The organism is Rhodococcus sp. 1168 (assembly GCF_002091955.1).
Taxonomy (GTDB): domain Bacteria; phylum Actinomycetota; class Actinomycetes; order Mycobacteriales; family Mycobacteriaceae; genus Rhodococcoides.
Genome location: NZ_MKKY01000091.1, coordinates 85005 through 101632, shown reverse-complemented (window position 1 = coordinate 101632; position 16628 = coordinate 85005). Strand labels below are relative to the sequence as shown.

General features: G+C 64.1%; 16 protein-coding genes. 6 read left to right on the top strand and 10 right to left on the bottom strand.

The features are described from left to right. Positions 1-66: 66 nt before the first annotated feature. Genes BJI47_RS21255 through BJI47_RS21220 form a run of 8 tightly spaced genes read right to left on the bottom strand, consistent with a single transcriptional unit; the run spans position 67 to position 8197 of the window. Complete coding sequence (locus BJI47_RS21255) at positions 67-2292, bottom strand: acyl-CoA dehydrogenase (RefSeq protein ID WP_088945586.1); 2226 nt, start codon at positions 2290-2292, stop codon at positions 67-69. A gap of 10 nt (positions 2293-2302) precedes the next feature. Beyond that, a complete protein-coding gene (locus tag BJI47_RS21250) occupies positions 2303-3448 on the bottom strand; it encodes a steroid 3-ketoacyl-CoA thiolase (RefSeq protein ID WP_088945585.1) in 1146 nt (381 codons plus the stop codon). Beyond that, positions 3445-4335, bottom strand: coding sequence for an SDR family NAD(P)-dependent oxidoreductase (locus BJI47_RS21245; protein WP_368655913.1), 891 nt, complete (start codon positions 4333-4335; stop codon positions 3445-3447). Before BJI47_RS21245 ends, BJI47_RS21250 begins: the two co-directional genes overlap by 4 nt. Beyond that, entirely contained in the window at positions 4336-5550 is a 1215-nt protein-coding gene (locus BJI47_RS21240; RefSeq protein ID WP_088945584.1) for a DegT/DnrJ/EryC1/StrS aminotransferase family protein, read from the bottom strand. A gap of 46 nt (positions 5551-5596) precedes the next feature. Further along, complete coding sequence (locus BJI47_RS21235) at positions 5597-6778, bottom strand: lipid-transfer protein (protein WP_088945583.1); 1182 nt, start codon at positions 6776-6778, stop codon at positions 5597-5599. After that, positions 6775-7191: a MaoC/PaaZ C-terminal domain-containing protein gene (locus BJI47_RS21230; RefSeq protein ID WP_088945582.1), complete on the bottom strand. Its 417-nt coding sequence runs from the start codon at positions 7189-7191 to the stop codon at positions 6775-6777. The genes BJI47_RS21235 and BJI47_RS21230 overlap by 4 nt, the downstream gene beginning before the upstream one ends. After that, a complete protein-coding gene (locus BJI47_RS21225; protein WP_088945581.1) occupies positions 7188-7646 on the bottom strand; it encodes a Zn-ribbon domain-containing OB-fold protein in 459 nt (152 codons plus the stop codon). Before BJI47_RS21225 ends, BJI47_RS21230 begins: the two co-directional genes overlap by 4 nt. Further along, the gene (locus BJI47_RS21220; protein WP_088945580.1) at positions 7643-8197 is read right to left on the bottom strand and encodes a MaoC family dehydratase N-terminal domain-containing protein; all 555 of its coding nucleotides are present in this window, start codon (positions 8195-8197) and stop codon (positions 7643-7645) included. Before BJI47_RS21220 ends, BJI47_RS21225 begins: the two co-directional genes overlap by 4 nt. A gap of 312 nt (positions 8198-8509) precedes the next feature. Between BJI47_RS21220 and BJI47_RS21215 the strand changes: the two genes are divergently transcribed. The 4 genes from BJI47_RS21215 (at position 8510) to BJI47_RS21200 (ending at position 13129) form a co-directional block, all read left to right on the top strand. After that, entirely contained in the window at positions 8510-9103 is a 594-nt protein-coding gene (locus BJI47_RS21215) for a TetR/AcrR family transcriptional regulator (protein ID WP_254900728.1), read from the top strand. Between the two features lie 134 nt (positions 9104-9237). After that, the gene (locus tag BJI47_RS21210; protein WP_088945578.1) at positions 9238-10380 is read left to right on the top strand and encodes a steroid 3-ketoacyl-CoA thiolase; all 1143 of its coding nucleotides are present in this window, start codon (positions 9238-9240) and stop codon (positions 10378-10380) included. After that, entirely contained in the window at positions 10377-11207 is an 831-nt protein-coding gene (locus BJI47_RS21205; protein WP_088945577.1) for an SDR family NAD(P)-dependent oxidoreductase, read from the top strand. The genes BJI47_RS21210 and BJI47_RS21205 overlap by 4 nt, the downstream gene beginning before the upstream one ends. A 320-nt stretch (positions 11208-11527) precedes the next feature. Further along, positions 11528-13129 (top strand): ABC transporter substrate-binding protein, encoded by a 1602-nt coding sequence (locus BJI47_RS21200; protein ID WP_088945576.1) that lies wholly within the window; start codon positions 11528-11530, stop codon positions 13127-13129. 156 nt (positions 13130-13285) lie between these two features. On the opposite strand, the gene BJI47_RS21195 is transcribed toward BJI47_RS21200, so the two are convergent. Then, complete coding sequence (locus BJI47_RS21195) at positions 13286-14308, bottom strand: LysR family transcriptional regulator (protein WP_088945575.1); 1023 nt, start codon at positions 14306-14308, stop codon at positions 13286-13288. A gap of 77 nt (positions 14309-14385) precedes the next feature. Between BJI47_RS21195 and BJI47_RS21190 the strand changes: the two genes are divergently transcribed. After that, positions 14386-14796, top strand: a complete 411-nt coding sequence (locus BJI47_RS21190) for a DUF5997 family protein (protein WP_088945574.1) — start codon at positions 14386-14388, stop codon at positions 14794-14796. A 9-nt stretch (positions 14797-14805) separates the two neighbouring features. On the opposite strand, the gene BJI47_RS21185 is transcribed toward BJI47_RS21190, so the two are convergent. Further along, positions 14806-15189, bottom strand: a complete 384-nt coding sequence (locus BJI47_RS21185) for a YchJ family protein (RefSeq protein ID WP_088945573.1) — start codon at positions 15187-15189, stop codon at positions 14806-14808. A gap of 309 nt (positions 15190-15498) precedes the next feature. On the opposite strand from BJI47_RS21185, the gene BJI47_RS21180 reads away from it, so the two are divergent. Continuing rightward, on the top strand, positions 15499-16497 hold the full coding sequence (locus tag BJI47_RS21180; protein WP_088945874.1) for an alpha/beta hydrolase family protein: 999 nt from the start codon (positions 15499-15501) through the stop codon (positions 16495-16497). Positions 16498-16628: the final 131 nt, after the last annotated feature.

The following is a 16628-nucleotide window of genomic DNA, read 5'->3' as shown; positions in this document are numbered from 1 at the left end:
GTGTAGGTATCTCCTGTTCAGGAACTTCTACGGAGTTCGTTCAGAATTTTGTGGAGTAGGAAGTAGTCAGCGGGGTAGCCCCAGAACACGCTGCGAGATCACGTTGAGCTGGATCTCCACGGTGCCGCCACCGAATAGGACTGCCGGAAGCCCGATGTGGTCGATCACGTGGTCGGCGTCCGGATCCAAGACCGCAGCCTGTGGTCCCAGCAGTCGCAGCAGGTCCCGCGAACCCTCGCGCTGGGCGAGCGCGTTGTAGACCTTGGCGACGCTGATCTCTGCCCCCGGACTCTGACCGGAAAGCCGAGCCAACACACCGCGCAGATTGAGCGCAGACAGCGCGAGCTCGCGGCTCGTGCTGTAACCCAGGGCACGTACGGCGTCCTCACGGGAGCAACTGTGCGCGCCCTTCGCCAAGACATCGCGGAAGCGGTTGCTCGAGCCATGGTCCAGGGCTCCGCCCATGCTCAGTCGCTCGTTCGAGAGTGTTGTCACCGCGAGGCGCCAACCCTTGCCCGGTTCGGAGACCAGGCACTCGTCGGGCACGAAAACCTCGTCGAGGAATACCTCGTTGAACTCGGAGAACCCGGTAGCCTGCCGAAGCGGACGCACATCGACACCGGTGCTTTGCATGTCGACCAGGAAGTACGAAATACCCTTGTGCTTGGGCGCATCCGGATCCGTCCGCGCCAGGCACACGCCCCAGTCGGCCTCGTGAGCCATCGAATTCCATACCTTCTGGCCCGAGAGAATCCAGCCGCCGTCGACTTTGCGGGCCGCGGTGGACAGCCCCGCAAGGTCCGAGCCCGCGCCGGGCTCGGAAAACAACTGGCACCAAACGATCTCGCCACGCAGCGTCGAGTGAACGAACCTCTGCTGCTGCTCAGCGCTGCCGTACTCGAGGATCGTGGGCAGGACCCACTCACCGATCACGGTTGTCGGCTGCTTCAGCCCACGCACCGCGAATTCCTGCGCGATGACGGCCTGCTGTTCCGGGCCCGCGCCGAGACCGAACGGCTTCGGGTAGTGAGGCGCCACCAGACCCGCGTCCGCGAGTAGAGCGCGACGACTGCCACCACGCTCCGGAGCCCAGCCCTCGCTACGCACAGCGTCGTCGGGCAGCGCGTCGAGCTGGTCGAGCACCGCCGCTACCTCTGCCCGGAGGGCGGGCAAGGTGTGCGCACCGATGAAGGAGAAGTCCCGGGCCGTGGTGATCGCGAGTTCGCCGAGTCGCTTGGCCCACATCTGATCGGAACCGGCAAGCGTGGCCAGGCTGATCGCGCGACGCCAATACAGGTGCACATCGTGCTCCCAGGTGAAGCCGACCCCACCCAAAAGCGTCACACATTCGAGGGAGTTGTCGATGCCGGCCGCAAGCGTGGCGACCACCGCCTGCGCGGACACGAGCGCCCGCTGGTCGGCACCATGCTCCTGTGCACGAGCGGCATCCCAAGCCGCAGCACACGCCACCTCAGCCCGCACCAGCATCATCGCGGACTTGTGCTGGACGGCCTGGAAAGTCCCGATGGCCCGGCCGAACTGCTCACGGGTTTTCACGTAGTCGACGGCTGTAGAGAGCGTCCAGGACGCGATACCACTCGCCTCTGCAGCGAACAGGGTGTTACGCAACCATTCCGCATCCGCGTCAGTGATGTCACCCAGCACGTCGGCTTGCGCAACCTCGTGCCCGACGAGTGTGAGCACCCCGATGGCACGGGTCAGGTCGACGCCTTCCTCGGCGGTGACTTTGGCAGTCTCGCCCGACACCAGCCGGAACCACACCGGCGAACCGTCGGAGTCGAGCGCGCGGACCAGCACGATTGTCGCACCGGGCAGGCCCAGGATGGGCTCGGACGCACCGTGCACGAGCCAGCCGGCAGCGGTGCGCTCAGCAGTCAATCCAGAGCCGAAGGCGGTCGCACCGGTCGCGCCGTCCGCAAACTCTTCGAGCAACCCAACCGAAATTCCCGAGTCCTCCGCGGGACCGCAGGCGCGCGCAAGAATCGCGCTCGTGATCACGGTCGGCAGGAACGGCCCCGGATACAGGGCTTTGCCCAGCTGCTCGACGATGACGGCCAACTCGGTGATACCGGCCCCGTCCCCGCCGCTCTGTTCGGACAAGTGGATGGCATGAAGGCGCTGCTGCACCAACTGATCCCAGGTGTCCGGTCGCTCGCCGGCCGCAAACCCGGCGGCGTTCGCGCGGCCGTGCGCGATGGCGTCGGCGCGCACGCAGAACGCAGCCACCGAGTCGGCGAGGTGCCGATGTTCCTCTTCGAGTGCTAATGCCACGATGTGCCCCTCAGATCCGCTCGAGAATGAGCGCGGTTGTCGACGCGGAGGCGCAGATGGCCACCATCGCCGTGGATGCGTCGCGGCGCTCGAGCTCGTCGAGTGCCGTCGCGAGCAGCCGGATGCCAGTCGCACCGGCCGGGTGACCGACCGCGATCGCGCCCCCGTTGACGTTCAGCCGGTCCTCGCTCACGCGGTGCACCTGGGCGAAGGACATCGGAACCGACGCGAAGGCCTCGTTGATTTCGAACAGGTCGATGTCGGCGATGGTCATGCCACTGCGCTCGAGCACTTTGCGGCCTGCGTCGATCGGGCCGTCGAGTAAGTACTCCAGATCCCCTCCGATGATGCACTGGGCAACTATCCGTGCTCTGGGTTTCACACCGAGGTCGCGAGCTCGGGCGGCGGACATCAGCAGGGCAGCGCTGGCACCGTCGGAGATCTGGGAGGAACTGCCCGCCGTATGCAAGCCACCATCGAGGACGGGTTGCAGGCGTGCCAGCCCCTCCAGGGTGGAATCGCGCAGACCCTGGTCGCGGGTGACGCGGACCGGCTTCTGCCCCGGCTCGAGACTCGGGACCGTGACGGGGATGATCTGCGCATCGATCCGGCCCGCGTCCCATGCCGCCTTCGCGAGCTGCTGCGAGCGCAGACCGAACGCGTCGAGATCCTCTCGTGTGAACCCGCGATTGCGGGCTATGCGGTCCGCGCCCGTGTACTGGTCGGGATACTCGACCGACCAGGATTCGGGCCGCGGCGTGCCCAGGCCCGTGCCGACCTTGGCGGTCAGCGGCGCACGGGTCATCAGCTCTACGCCGCAGGCGACTCCCACATCCGTTGCCCCGGCAGCGATTTGGCCGGCCAGTAGCTGCACAGCACGCTGCGCGGTGCTGCACTGAGCGTCGATTGTGGTCGCGCCGGTGTGCGGGGGTAGACCGGCGTGCAGCCATGAGGTGCGGGCGATGTTGCCGTACTGCTCACCCAGGGGTGTAACGCAGCCGCCGATGACCTCCTCGACGATCTCCGGATCGATCCCGGTGCGCTCGAGCACCCCGCGCTGTGCCAATCCGAGTAGCTCGGCAGAGTGGATCGTGGACATCCAACCGTTGCGCTTGCCGAACGGGGTCCTGGCAAGGTCGACGATCACCGGTGTCATGACAGCTCCTCAATTTTGTCGGAGACGTTCCATCGAGGGTTATCCAAGACGTTCCGACCGGGGTTGTTCCACGACTTACCGTCCAGGCCGCGGGTGGTCAGGTTCCACTGGTCGATCAGGTCCAGGCTCACGCACACTTGCCCCGTCACGTCGGCGGCGCAGTCACAGAGCGCGAGAATGCCCTCGACCATCTCCTCGATGGCCTCGATCTGGTCCGGACGGACAGTGGCACCGACCAACGCGGTGGCGCCCTCGCTGAGAACGGCGGCACGCGGCTCGACGGTATTGACCCGCACGCCCGTGCCGTAGAGCTCCGCGCCCATGCCGTGCGTGATCCGGTTCAGGGCGGCTTTGGATGCGCCGTAGACCGCCATCGAAGTGCCAGGGGGAACCAGGTCGAACGGCGGACCCTCGTGGTGGCGGGCCGTTGCGCTCGAGACGTTGACGATCCAGCCCGCGCCGGCCTCGACCATCGAGGGGATCGCAGCCTGCATCAGGTCGAGCGGAGCGTGTACGTTCGCTTCGAACGTGAGTTGGCGGCGCCGCAGCGGGTAGTCCACGAGCGGCTGGTAGATCGCAGCTGCCGCATTGTTGACCAGGATATCGATCGGGCCGCCGAGCAACTCGGTAGCCTTCTCGATCACCTGTGAGCGGTCCTCGGGGTCGGTCAGGTCGGCGACGACCATCTCGACTCTGCCGCCGTATCGGCGCAACCGCTCGGTGGTTTCCTCCAGGCTGCCGGGAAGCTGCCCGCCGGGCGAGAGAGTGCGCGCGACGAGAACCACGTCGGCACCCTCGGCAGCAAGCCGCTCCGCAACGCCTGCACCGATCCCGCGGCTGGAACCGGTGACCACCGCGCGTCGTCCCTCGAATCGGGTGCCCATCATTTACTCGAACTTCGAGGCGAAACGGTGGATGCTCTGACCGATGCGGACTACCTCTTCATCGGTGAGACCGTGGCTCATGCCGAAAGTCATTCCGCGGGCGAAGACCTCGTCGGCCACCGGCAACCCCTCGGGGGGCTGACGGAACTCGACGTCGTTCATCATCGGGTGTCGAGTGATGTTGCCGCTCCAGACGGTGCGGGTGTCGATGCCGTCAGCCTCGATGGCTTCCTGCATCTGGCTGCGGGTGAAGGGTGCGTCGGCGTTGATCATCACCGGATAGCAGAGCCACGCGGTGTCCAGGCCTTCGAGCTCGACGGGCGTGGTGAAGAACTTCGGGAACGCGCTGTAGGCCTCGGTGTAGGCGGCCCAGGTTGCCTTGCGGGTCTTGTAGTTGTCGGCAAGCTTGTCCAGCTGCACGACACCGTACGCGGCCCCTAGCTCGGAAGGCTCGAAATTCCAAGGCATGACGGCGTCGAAGATGAAGTCGTTGTCGTAGTCGACACCGTCGAGTTGCTCACGGAAGACGCGGCCGACATCCTTGCTGCTGCCGAACAGGTTCGGCTCGCTGCGCCGGCCCCAACGACGCAGGAGCAGCGCCTTGTCGCGGCTTGCCTCGTCGTCGACCAGAACCATGCCGCCGGTGCCTGCGCACGTGATGATGTGCGCCATCGAGAAGCTGGTGACACTGATGTCGGCGCGGGCACCGGTGGGGGTGCCGCGGAGCGTCGGGCCGATGGCGTCGCAGCAATCCTCGACGATTTTGAGGCCGTGGCGATCGGCGATCTCGCGGATCGCGTCCCAGTCGGGGCAGTTGCCGGCGAGGTTCGGCAACAGGATGGCACCGGTCTTCTCGGTGATCATCGCCTCGATCTTGCTGACGTCGATGTTGACCGTGTTGGGCTCCACGTCCACGAAGACCGGGACCATACCGGCGCGAACGATGGGCGCGATATCAGTGGAGAACGTCAGGGGCGAGGTGATGATCTCGCTGCCCTTGGGCAGGTCCAGCAGTTCGACGGCGACATACAGGCCTGAGGAGCCCGAGTTCACCATAACGCCGAACTTCTTGCCGCTGAGTTCCGCGATGCGGCGCTCCATCTCGGCGACGTTCTTGCCGATACGCAGGCCCTGGTGGCCACTGCGCAGCACGTCGACGACTGCCTGGATCTCTTCCTCGCCGTGGGTCGCGCGGGCGTAAGTGATGCGGTCGGTCATGGGAAACTCCTCAATGGCTGATCGTGAAACAAGAAGGTGGGGAGTGCTAGCGGTCGGCCGAGAGCACGAGAGCGCTGTGGGGCACGGGGGAGCCGCCGGTGACCAGGACGTTGTCCAAGGTCTTGGTGGGCTGGTTCACAGATGTGCCGCGGATCAGGCGCACGCCCTCCGCGATGCCGTTGACGCCGTGGATATAGCCCTCGCCGAGCTGGCCGCCGTTGGTATTGATCGGCAGGCGGCCACCAAGTTCGAGGTTGCCGTCGGCAATGAAGTCCTTCGCCTCGCCCTTGCCGCAGAAGCCATACTCTTCGAGCTGGAGCAGCACCATCGGAGTGAAGGCGTCGTAGAGGATCGCGGCGTCGATTTCGGCGGGGCCGATGCCGGACTGGCTCCAGAGCTGCTGGGCGACGAGTTCGACTTCCGGCATGGAGTCGATGTCGTCACGGTAGTAGCTGCTCATCGAGATCTGCTGCGGGCCTACGCCCTGCGCTGCGCCGGTGATGATGGCGGGCTTGTGCGGCAGGTTGCGCGCACGCTCAGCGCTGACGATGACCAGCGCGACGCCACCGTCGGACTCCTGGCAGCAATCGAGCAGCCGGATCGGATCGGCGATCAGGCGCGAGTTCTGATGGTCCTCGATCGTGATGGGCCGCTCGTGGAACCAGGCCTTTGGATTGTTGGCCGCGTGCTTGCGCGAGAGCACCGAGATCGCCCCGAAGTCCGCGCTGGTGGCACCGTACTTGTGCATGTACAGCTTGGCCAGGAACGCCTCCTGCTGGGCGGGGGTGAGCAATCCGTAGGGGTTGATCCAGTTGCGGTACTCCTGGTCCGTGTTCTGGTTGTACGCGAAGGCGGGCGGGCCTTGGCCGAATCGGTGTCCCGACCGTTCGTTCATCGCACGGTAAACGACGACAACGTCGGCCACCCCGGTCGCTACCGCGAGCGCGGCCTGCTGCACGGGCGCACACGCGCCACCGCCGCCGTGCGGGATGCGGCTGAAAAACTTGAGTTGAGGAATGCCGAGCGCGCGGGCGACGGCGATCTCGGGGTTGTTCTCCATGGTGAAAAGGGAGAATCCGTCGACCTCCTCGATTCCGATCTGTGCGTCCGCGAGTGCGGCGACGACGGACTCGCAGGCCAGCTGCCACTCACTGCGTCCGGAGTTCTTGGAGAACTCGGTCGCGCCGATACCTGCGATCGCGGCGGCGCCTGAGAATCCGCGGGTCATGTGCTCTCTCCTTCTTGTGGGGTCGGCTCCACGGTCACCGTGGCAGTCACATGTGGGCCCCGCGCGTTGCTACCGATCACCTTGACGGTCACTGCGCCGCCGTCGACCGCGGTGACCTCGCCGGTGAACGTCATGGTGTCGCCGGGGAAGTTCGGCACGCCCAGGCGCAGGGAAGTCTTCTTGATGCGGGAGGCGGGCCCGGACCAGTCGGTGATGTACCGGTCGATGAACCCGTTCGTGGAGTTAATGCTCATGAAGATGTCGGGGGTACCGCGCCCCTGGGCCGCGGCCGGGTCGTGGTGGACATCCTCGTAGTCCTGCGAGGCCATCGCGCCCGCGACGATCAGCGTCCGGTCCAGGGGAAGATCGAGCTCGGGCAGCTGGTAGCCGACCTGGCACTTTGGCATGCTCATGATTGGGCCTCCCCATCGTCGAGACCAGCAACGCTGCGACGGCGCAGTTGCGGAAGGATCTCCCCGTGCGCGTGCTCGGAGAACGCGACCTCGAGTTCCATGCCGAACTCGAGTTCGTCGTGGCCGATGCCGGCGATATCGGCTACCAGCCGTGTGCCCTCCTCGAGATCCACCAACCCGACGGCCAGTGGGTACTCGAACGCGGGGTCCTTCGGGTGGTGCAGCACAGTGAAGCTGTGCAGCGTGCATTTACGCGTCGACTCCACGGTGTCCCACTGGAAGGAGCGACACGTGGGGCATGCCGGCGCCGGTGGGTGGCGCAGCGTCCGGCAGTCGACGCAACGCTGGATCTCCAGTCGACCTTCCTTGGCCGCGGTGAAGAAGAAGTCGTTGTCCTGCGTCACGGTCAACCGGGGGACCGAGGTGTGCCGACCCTGTTCGGTGCTCTCGCTCATGAGTGGGTCTCCTGATTGTTGGGGTTGAACCGGAGCAGTCGGAACCGCTCCTCTACCAGCGTGTCGCCGACGTCATTGACGTAGTTCTTGAGCAGAGTGATGAAGCATCCATGACCGAGGCCCGTCTTTTTGAACGGCGAGATCGATTCGATAGTGAAGTGGGCCGTCACGTGATCGCCTGGGTACAGCTCTGCGAAGTACTCCTGCTCGACGTTGGTGGCCACCACCGAGGTGAACCCCGCGTCGTCGAGCAAGGCGAGCAATCGCGAGTAGGCGAAATCCTCGATCGCGCCTTCGGCGCGGAGACGCTGCACCTCGCGGTAGCGGCGGTAGCCGGACATGACCCAGGTAGAGATCATCGCGGGCGGGCAGATGACATCCTTGCGGCCGGTTGCGCGCGCGGACTCAGGGTCGACGTAGATCGGGTTGAAGTCGGCGTGGGCCTCGGCCCAGTTGCGAATCATGGCGGCATTGACGTCGTAGCGAGCCACACGGGGCGGCTCGGCGTCCACACCGATGAACTCGGCGAATTGTTTTTCCAAGTGTTCCACTGATTGCCCTCCGCAATTCCATACTTGAGCAAGCGCTTGATTTTGAGAGTATCAGCGCCTCGCGAAAACCAAAACAATTGTCCGAGCGAGGGGCCCGTGGGGGCAGACCAGCGCGCCCAGTCGGTTACGCTGAGCCCACGTCGCCGGCTAACGAGGGGGCATAACCTAGCCATGGAGTTCTTGCGGCCGTAGTCGTGAAGATTCTTCAGCGCGCTTACTTCCAGGGCGCATCTCGCTGGCTCTAGGCACCAAGAATCTATGACGCCTAGGCATCGGCGTGATCGTTTCCGACAACAGACAAGAAGTGATGACTTGACGACGACGACCCCGGACCGCAGGGCGCAGATCCTTGATAGCTCGGCGGAGTTGTTTGCCAGGAAGGGCGTCGCGGGGACCACGGTGCGCGACATCGGCGAGGCGGCCGGAGTCTTCTCTGGGAGCCTGTACCACTACTTCAAGTCCAAGAACGCGATCGTGGCCGAGATACTTGCCGATTTGATGGGCGATATTGCGGCAAGGTTCAAGCTGATCGAGGCAACGGCATCGAGTCCCGTCGAGATCATTCGGGGGCTGATCCGTGAGACGCTCACGGTGATCGAGCGGCATCCGTATGCGACCGCGATCTACCAGAACGATCGCAATTATCTTCGTGAACACGAGCTACTCGAACCGGTCGACCGCGCGTCACGCGGGATCCGCGAGCACTGGCTCGAGGCGATCAAGCGGGGCACGGAGGAGGGCGTGTTTCGGGTCGATATCGCGCCGGAAATCGTTTACCGGACCGTGCGAGACACCCTGTGGTCGACGACGCATTGGCCGGACCGAAAGCAATACACGCTGGCAGAGTTCTCTGAGCTGATGACGACGCTGTTTTTCAGCGGCTTCTGCCTCGTGCAAGACGAGTAACTCGGACGAAGCACCTAGCGCCGCGGGAGTTCGGTGTCCCGCCCATCGAGATCGAGACGGTGACGCGCCCAGCGCTGTGCTTACAGTCGCCAGTGATGCAAGCGCCCCTGCTTTCATCACTGTTAGGAGGCCTGATGGGCACCCCCGTTATTGTCGATGCCGCCCGATCGCCCAGCGGAAAACGCGGCGGCTGGCTGGCCGGATTGCACGCGGCACAATTGCTCGGCCAGGTTCAACGCGCGGCGCTCGAGCGCGTCGGTGTCGAATCCGAGATGGTAGAGCAGGCTATCGGTGGCTGCGTCACCCAAGCTGGCGAGCAGGCCTCCAATGTGACCCGCACGGCCTGGCTCAATGCCGGGCTTTCCGAGCAGACGGGCGCTACCACCATCGATTCCCAGTGCGGCTCAGGCCAACAGGCCGCGCACCTGATCGCCGGTCAAATCGCGCTGGGAGCGATAGACGTGGGGATGGCGTGCGGGGTCGAGATGATGTCGCGGGTGCCGCTGCTGTCGAACATTCCCGAGGGTCTCGGCGGGCCGAAGCCGGCCGATTGGACGCTGGACCTACCGAATCAGTTCGTCGGTGCCGACAGGATCGCGCGCCGTCGGTCCTTCACCCGTGAGGATCTGGACTCGTTCGGGCTGCGTTCGCAGCAGCGTGCTGCTGCGGCGTGGAGCGAGAAGCGCTTTCATCGTCAGATCGTTCCGATCACAGTGCCCGGGCCCGACGGTTCCGCTGTCATCGATCGCGACCAGGGCCTGCGGGAAACCTCCATGGACGCACTGTCCGCGTTGCGTCCGGTGATCGACGGTGGGCTGCACACTGCAGGCACGGCCTCGCAGATCTCGGATGGTGCAACCGCGGCGATACTGATGGACGAGTCCCGCGCCCGGGACCTCGGACTGCGTCCGCGCGCCCGCATGGTGAGCCAATGCCTGATCGGTGCCGAGCCCGAGTTCCTACTGGACGGGCCTGTGCAAGCTGCCCAGCGGGTGCTCGATCGGGCCCGGATGAGTATGTCCGACATGGATCTGGTCGAGGTCAACGAGGCCTTCGCCTCGGTGCCCATGTCGATGGCGCAGATGCACGCGGTGGATCCGGACAAACTGAATGTCAACGGCGGCGCGATCGCGCTGGGCCATCCGGTGGGCTCGACCGGCATCAGGCTGATGGCGGCGATCATCGACGAGCTCGAGCTTCGCGATCAGCAATTCGGGTTGATCGCCGTCTGCGCGGGTGGAGCCATGGCCAGCGCCGCGATTATCGAGCGGCTGTGACGGGCGGCGCGCAGGCGAGCGGGCTCGTTGGCAAGGTGGCGGTGATTTCGGGCGCAGGCCGCAGACGATCCATCGGCCGCTCCATCGCGATGGAGCTCGCGCGCGAGGGCTGCGATCTGGTGCTCACGGGCACGGGGCGCACTCCCGACCGGTACACCGACGAGGAACGGGCCAGTGGATGGCGGGACATCGAGTCGGTGGCCGAGGAGGCGCGGGGCCTCGGGGTCCGCGCGCTCACCGCGGTACTGGACGTCTCCGACGAGGCCGCAGTGGACCAGTTGTTGGACAAGGTGGTCGCGGAGTTCGGTGGAGCCGACATACTCGTGAACAACGCCGCGGCCGCTCGCGCTGGGGACCGCGTCCCGGTCACGGACCTGGCGGCGGACGTCTGGGACTTCGTGATGCGCGTGAACGTACGCGGGACCTTCTTGATGAGCAGGGCATTCGCTCGCCAGTTCGTTGCGCAGGGTCGCGGCGGCACCATCGTCAACATCTCCTCCATTGCAGGAAAGATCAGCGGTGCCAACGCGGCGGCGTACTCCGCCTCGAAGGCTGCGGTGCAGTCACTGACCTCGTCGATGGCCAAGGAATTGGGTAGCGAGCAGATCCGGGTCAACGCGCTGTGCCCGGGAATCGTGTCCACTTCACGTCTGGACGATCTGACGGCGGACCAGTGGGGCGTGCTGATCGCAGAGCGAGTGCCGCTGGGCCGAGCCGGCACCCCGCAAGAAATTGCGTTTGCCGTGGCATTTCTCGCCAGCGACAAGGGACGGTGGATTACCGGGCAGTCGTGGAACATCGACGGCGGCCAGATGACGATTCGCTGACCGCGCGGCGTAACTTGCAGCGCTGCGCGTATGGGGGTGTGGTCCAAATCCTCCCGGCGAATCGACGTTGCACAATCTCTGTGGCGTGCATCGACGCGTAGATCTTTTATGACGGGTTTCACCTGGTTCGTGTCCTTTTCCGTCGACTGCTGTTAGCGTCGGATCAAGCGCTTGCTCAACAGCCGTGCGGTTCCGAGTCTTACGGGCTGATCGGGAGAATCGGACTTGGCTTTCGGTGCCGGTGAAATGGTCACCACCCGGGCCGAGCAGAGCGATCCCACAGAGAGGAAATCACCATCGAGAAAGTAAGAAAGTCCTCTATGTATCGCAACAAGGAATTGCTGTGGAAGTCGATCGCGGTGCCCGTCGCGGCCACGCTGCTGCTAGTCGGCTGTGCAGGCGGGGCCGACACCGGTAGCGGGGCCGCCACCGACGTGCTGAGCGAGGGCATGAGGGGGGCCACCGACAGTGGTGATCCTGTCTCTGGCGGCACCCTTTCGTTCGGGGCCTATTCTGAGCCGGCGGCGCTGGACCCAGCAGTGGCGATTGCCGCAGTGACCACCGGTGGCATAGAGATGCTGAACATCTACGATTCGCTGCTGCGATTCGACACCGAGTCCAACGAATTCGTTCCGCAGATGGCGCAGAGCATCGACCATGATGACGACTTCCGGACCTGGACCCTGACGTTGCGGGACGGCGTGAGTTTCTCCAACAACATGCCGTTGGATGCGGCAGCGGTGAAAGCAAGCCAAGAACGTTATGCGGGCAAGCAGGCTCCGGAGGCGGCGCTATGGAACGACAGCGTGGAGAGCATCGAAACGTCGGGCGATCGGACCGTCACCTACACACTCAACAAGTCTTGGTCCGACTTTCCCGGGCTGCTCACAACCGGTCCGGGCATGATCGTCTCTACCGAGTCCGACGGTCCCGACGGAAAGTTCACGCCGATCGGGGCAGGGCCCTTCACCCTTGCTGCCTGGGCTCAGGCTGACAGCATGACCCTGTCGGCACGAGAGGACTACTGGGCGGGCGAGCCGAACTTGGACGCGCTGCGCATCGTGTACCTGCCTGGGACACAGGTCGGACTGGAAACCATGTACAACGGCGGCATCGACTCGACATTCGTCCGCGAGCCCGACGAGGTCGATGAGGTAGTGGACCGCGAGATGAGCGGATATGTGAACATGACCGCCGCCGCGAACGCCGCGCTCATCAATGCCACGGAGGGCCGTCCCGGCGCTGACCTACGCGTGCGTAAGGCAATGCAGCTGGCCATAGATCCGCAGCTCATCACTCAGCGCGCATTCGGCAACGCTGACCTGGGCGACGGTGCGATTTTCCCGGAGTATTCGCGCTGGCACACGCAGACCCAGGCCACGCCCGTCGACCCGGAAGAAGCCAAGCAGTTGCTTGCGGCCGCGATGGCAGACGGCTACGACGGCAAGCTCGACGTGATCGACGCATCGGATCCAGCCTCACAGCAGACGGCGCTCGCCGTCGAAGCGCAGTTGGAAGCGGTTGGCTTCGACGTCACTGTCGACTTGATGCCGACTATCGGTGACCAGGTCCGCACCATCGCCAAGGAGCGAAACTACGACCTCGCGGCATGGGGTCTGTCCTACCGCGAATCCGACCCCTTTCCAAAGATGCAGGCGACGATGCACAGCGAGGGCAAGCAGGCCTACGGCATGTACACCAGCCCAGAAATGGACTCGCTGATCGATGAACTGCAGTTGGCCTCCGACAAGGACGAGAAGGCTGAACTGGTCGACCAGATCCAGCAGCAGGTCAACAAGGACGTGCCCTACTTGGTCTACAGCTCCTTCGCTGAGTTCGTCGTCTGGAATCCCACCGTGCATGGAGTGGTGGGCTCGTCCAACTCGATGGTGCTCTTCGGGACGGCGTGGAAGTCGCAGTAGCTCTTAGCCAGTCGCGGATGGGCAGCGTCGAGTGGTGCTGGCCATCCGCGGTGGTGCAAATATCTACCCGGCCGGGGGAGGGAGTGCTGATCGAGCACTCTGCAGCGTGTCAACGCGTGGTGTGCCCTGGTCAGCAAGTTATGGAAATGCCCATTTTCAGGGTCGCCGCGGGCGCTTGCCAGAAGAAGAATTCTTCCTGCTTCCTCGTGCGCCCTTGGCCGGCTGGCTCGCCTTCGCTGCCAGTTGCTGCTTCTTCTTCGCCGCACTGTTGTTGCGGTTCGCTGCACTGGTGGGTGGCGTCGGAGTTCCCCGCGAGCTCCGGACGGAGCGTCCGCGGACGATTCCGACGAAGTCCTCGACCTCTTCGGTCGTCTTGTCGACGAGCCATGCAATGGCGATGGGGGAGCCCGCTACGCCGTCGATCGGGCGATACACGAGGTCCTTGCGGCTGTGCAAGCGGGCGATCGACTGTGGGAGAACGGCGATACCCAGCCCCGCGGCAACGTACTCGACCAGTTCGGCATGTGAATTCACCTGCGGCGGTGCCAGTCGCGTGCCATCGGCGATTTCGGTGGCGATCGACGCCCATTCGGGAACCGCAGACGGTTCCTGCAGCAGGTGCTCGTCGGCGAGGTCTGTCACCGCGATGCGATCGAATGCGGCGACTGGGTGATCCTTGGGAACGACCACCACTGCCACTTCCTCGTAGAGGCCGATGACGCTGAGATCGTTCCGGTCGACCGGGAGTCGAACGAAGCCGACATCGACCGCGCCCGATCGAAGCGAAGACTCCTGCGTGTCGGCTGTGGTGGGGACCAGTTCCAATGCGATGTCGGGGAATCGCTCGGACCAGATTCGGGTCCACTTTGCCGGCGTCACGCCCTCGGTGAAACCGACGGTAAGCGTGGCGGTCTGCTCGTTCGACGCATCGACACGTAGCAATTCATCTTCCTCGGCGACCATCACGCGTGCGGTCTGGAGGAAGTCGGCGCCACGATCGGTGAGCTCTGTCGGCGACGCGCCGGGGACGAACAACGAGTAGCCGAGTACGGTTTCGAGTTCGATGACCGCGGCACTCAATCGTGTCCGGGCGATGTTCAAGGTTTTGGCAGCGCGAGCGAAATGCAATTCTTCCGCGACGGCGATGTACCAGCGGAGGGACTGCACGTCGAAATTCACATCTCAACAGTAGGCGACTCAAACCGTTGTCCTGGACAGTGGCGTCCGGTCCAGCTGCGGGCAGATAGGCTGTCGGGGTGAGCCCGGAGAATAAACAACAGCAGATGAAGCCCCTTACCGCGGCAAACAAGCTCGGCATCTATCTTCCCGCAGCGCCGGAAGAGTTTCAGGCCGCGTCCATTTCCCGCGCCGAACTGGACGCATTGCGCAAAGAACCGCCGCAGTGGCTTGTCGACCTCCAAGAGAACGGCCCCTTCCCGAAGGACGTCATGGCGCGCAAGCTCGGGGTGTCGATTGCAGGTCTTGCACGAGCCGAGATCACCGACGCCCTGACCGAAGCCGAGATCGGCCAGCTTCTTCAAGAGCAGCCCGAGTGGCTGGTTCGAGAGCGTCGTACGCAGGATGGTGTCCGCGCGGAGGCCGTGCGGGTCAAGGCAAAGGACGAGGCTCGACGGGCCGCTACCAACCGGCCACAGAAACAGCGGTAGTACAGGCGTTTATTGCGCCAGGACGCCGTCGAGGTAGACCCATCGGTCGTCCTCGCGAACGAATCGAGAAGATTCTCTGAGCACCCCGTTACCCTCGGAATGGCGATAGAACGCACTGAATTCGACCTCGCCTGTCTGGTCCATCAGCCCTCCTTCGGAGGTGCGGTGGACGTCCAATCGATACCAGCGTTGCTGGGGGTCGAGCGTCAACTCGGTCGGAGCCGTCGAACTGTGCCAGCTTTCCAGTAGGTACTCGGCGGCGCCGACGCTGAATGCGCTGTAGCGTGATCGCATCAAGTGCTCGGCCGTCGGTGCGGTCGCCGTTCCGGTCAGAAACGGTTCGCAACAGCGGTCGAAGGGCTCACCGCGCAGACATGGGCAACTGCGACTCATTTTCCGAAAGCCTCGATGTGGGTCGTCACTTCGCCGTTCTCGCTTTGATCGATGCTTTTCGCTGCGTTCATCGGTCCATTGAACCTCCTCGATCCCTCGCGGCTCGCGTGGGTGAACCGAATACGGGTATGAGCACCTGTCTGGAGTATGTGCGACAGGACTCGACACATCAGCGGGTTTGGTTGCAGGTCGGGATTGTCTGCCCCGTTCGTAGGGGGCAGTGATACTGTTCGCCGAACTAACGTCGAAGCATCGCCGGAGGGCGGACGCGTGAAGATCAAAAACGCAATCGTGACATGCACAGCGGTGATGTTGTGTGTGCTGACGCCGTCCGCGGTAGGTGTGAGCGTCGTGTCCGCCGAGGATCTACCCGTGACGTCGGCGACATCAGGCGATGGTTCGCGCATCGTATCGTCCACCCGCATCGATGACCGCCGGTCGACGCTGCAGGTCTACTCGGCGGCCATGGACAGAAACATTCCAGTCCAGGTGATGACCCCCGCAGATGGCTCTGTTCCACGGCCAGTTCTCTACCTGTTGAACGGCGCGGGAGGCGGCGAGGACGCCGCAACGTGGCAGTCCCAGACGGACTCGACCGAATTCTTTGCCGACAAGAACGCTTTCGTGGTCACGCCGCAGTCCGGAAAATGGTCTTACTACACCGACTGGGTAAGCGATGATCCAGTCCTCGGTCGAAACAAATGGCAGACCTTCATCGGTGAGGAACTCCCACCGTTGATCGATGCACAGTTCGATACCAACAGAATCCAGTCGATAGCGGCCCTCTCCATGTCCGGCACCTCGGTTCTGAACTTGGCCATTGCCTATCCGGGTCTCTACAAGGGCGTGGCCGCCTACAGTGGATGCGCGCAGACCTCGGATCCGCTCGGGCAACAGTTCGTGAAGTTGGTTGTCGAGTTGTACGGCGGCGGAAACGTCGAGAACATGTGGGGACCGCTCGACGGGCCGGTATGGCTTGAAAACGACCCACTTCTCAACGCTGAAAAGCTTCGTGGCACCGAGATCTACATGAGCACCGGCACCGGGCTACCCGGCATCCCCAACGACACACCGCTGAATCCTCGATTCGCGGAAGGCAAGGCCAAACTTTTCCCGGACCAGCTACTGGTCGGCGGCGGCATCGAGGCCGTCGTGAATTTCTGCACCTCGAACATGGCCAAGGAGCTGTATCGACTCGGAATCCCTGCCGAGGTGAATTTCCGTCCCGTCGGAACTCACTCGTGGGGTTACTGGCAGGACGACCTCCACGCGTCGTGGCCGATGCTGGCGCATTCGCTCGGCATCTGAGCTCGGCACCTGCAGGAACGACTTCTATTACTCGATGCTGCCGTCCGTCATCGAGGTGCTCGACAGAAATCAACTCGCGGCACAGGTTCTCCACGCTCTAGGGTCGGACTTACCCGAGCGTGCTCGACACG

Coding starts and splice junctions, on each gene's coding strand:
- BJI47_RS21240 (WP_088945584.1), bottom strand. CDS start 5,550: ATGACCGACCGCATCACTTACGCCCGCGCGACCCACGGCGAGGAAGAG.
- BJI47_RS21245 (WP_368655913.1), bottom strand. CDS start 4,335: ATGATGGGCACCCGATTCGAGGGACGACGCGCGGTGGTCACCGGTTCC.
- BJI47_RS21185 (WP_088945573.1), bottom strand. CDS start 15,189: ATGAGTCGCAGTTGCCCATGTCTGCGCGGTGAGCCCTTCGACCGCTGT.
- BJI47_RS21180 (WP_088945874.1), top strand. CDS start 15,499: ATGTTGTGTGTGCTGACGCCGTCCGCGGTAGGTGTGAGCGTCGTGTCC.
- BJI47_RS21200 (WP_088945576.1), top strand. CDS start 11,528: ATGTATCGCAACAAGGAATTGCTGTGGAAGTCGATCGCGGTGCCCGTC.
- BJI47_RS21235 (WP_088945583.1), bottom strand. CDS start 6,778: ATGACCCGCGGATTCTCAGGCGCCGCCGCGATCGCAGGTATCGGCGCG.
- BJI47_RS21250 (WP_088945585.1), bottom strand. CDS start 3,448: ATGACACCGGTGATCGTCGACCTTGCCAGGACCCCGTTCGGCAAGCGC.
- BJI47_RS21225 (WP_088945581.1), bottom strand. CDS start 7,646: ATGAGCGAGAGCACCGAACAGGGTCGGCACACCTCGGTCCCCCGGTTG.
- BJI47_RS21230 (WP_088945582.1), bottom strand. CDS start 7,191: ATGAGCATGCCAAAGTGCCAGGTCGGCTACCAGCTGCCCGAGCTCGAT.
- BJI47_RS21210 (WP_088945578.1), top strand. CDS start 9,238: ATGGGCACCCCCGTTATTGTCGATGCCGCCCGATCGCCCAGCGGAAAA.